Source organism: Pseudomonas sp. S31 (assembly GCF_016648105.1).
In the GTDB taxonomy this organism is placed as follows: domain Bacteria; phylum Pseudomonadota; class Gammaproteobacteria; order Pseudomonadales; family Pseudomonadaceae; genus Aquipseudomonas.
In genome coordinates, this window is sequence record NZ_JACVVE010000084.1 from 1 (window position 1) to 1268 (window position 1268).

The 1268-nt window shown below is 57.6% G+C and carries 1 protein-coding gene; it reads right to left on the reverse strand.

Annotated elements, in window-relative coordinates; translation table 11 throughout:
* Positions 1-995: IS110 family transposase (locus IAE37_RS28560; protein ID WP_201178792.1), on the reverse strand; the 995-nt coding region annotated here is incomplete at its 3' end.
* Positions 996-1268: the final 273 nt, after the last annotated feature.

A 1268-nucleotide genomic window follows, 5' to 3' on the forward strand; every position in this document is an offset into this window, starting at 1 on the left:
ATGCACCTCTTACTCATGTTATGCCCGAACACAAAATTTCTGACACCCTCCGAAAGATCAGCACCTATCTCACCGGCCAGAACCAACGCGGTATCCACTCCAATCGTGGGTATGGCCGTCAAATCCACACCCAGTACCCGCCATAGCGCCTGATGCAAGGTTGCTTGATCAGCTGTGCTTCGATGGGGGCTTCGCAGTACTTTACGAGGCTCTTTTGGCTTTTCCTCCAGCACTGGCAATAGCTTCAAGGCCTCGCCTATGGCTTCGTCACATTCTGCGATCTGCCGCTCCAGAAAGTCATACGTGGCTAGCTCTTGCCCCAACGCATGCAAGTGCTCAGGCCTCCAATTACCATGAAGACTGCGAGCGACGGCCTCTTTACCCGCTTTGATCCGAGCATCGGTCAACTCCGCCAGTCGCACAGGGTTGCGCTCACCTGCGATGATCGCCCGTAGAATTCTCATGCCAGTGACCCCGGAAATATCACTGATCACGTTGGCCAACTGGATGTTCATTTGGCTCAGCGCTTTCTGCATCCGATTCAGCGACTGCGCTTGATCTTTCACTTTGAACGCCCGCTGCCTGACTAATGAGCGGACGCAGCAAGTGGGATCGCTGGGCCGGAAGGCACCTCGTAGCAGCCCATGGGTCATTAGTTGCCAGATCCATTGGCAATCCAGCACATCGGATTTTCGGCCCGTGATTTGCCGAGTAGCACGAGCATTGACGAGGTAAACCTCAAACCCTCGCTCACTGAGGACTTCGTAAATAGGAATCCAGTAAACACCAGTGGACTCCATGGCCACGACCTTGACACGCAAGCTCTCGAGCCAGTCGGCGAGCTGGTAAAGGTCGTCAGTGAAGGATGTAAACGACCGGACATCATTGTCATGACGAGGATCGACAGCGACAAAATGTTCTCGGCTGCCGACATCGATTGCAGCGCAATCAGGATGAACGACAGTAAAGCGTTGCTTGGACGGCTTGCGCGCCATGATGAATCCTCGCAGGATAAAGGGCGCGCGGGGCACACGGTGGCGAAAGGGGTTCACTCTCTCATACGTGGTCACAGCTGGTTCAGCTGATGCCTACAGGGACTTCACGCCGATACCGTGCGGATCACTCTCCCACGCGGGTGTGCGGACACACACCAGTGCCGGTTACGATCTCTGTCCCGCGCGCTCGAACCCTAGCAAAGCAAAAGGCGGGGGGGGGGGGGGGGGGCCGCCCCGGGGGGGGGGGGGGGGGGGGGGGGGGGGGGGGGGGGG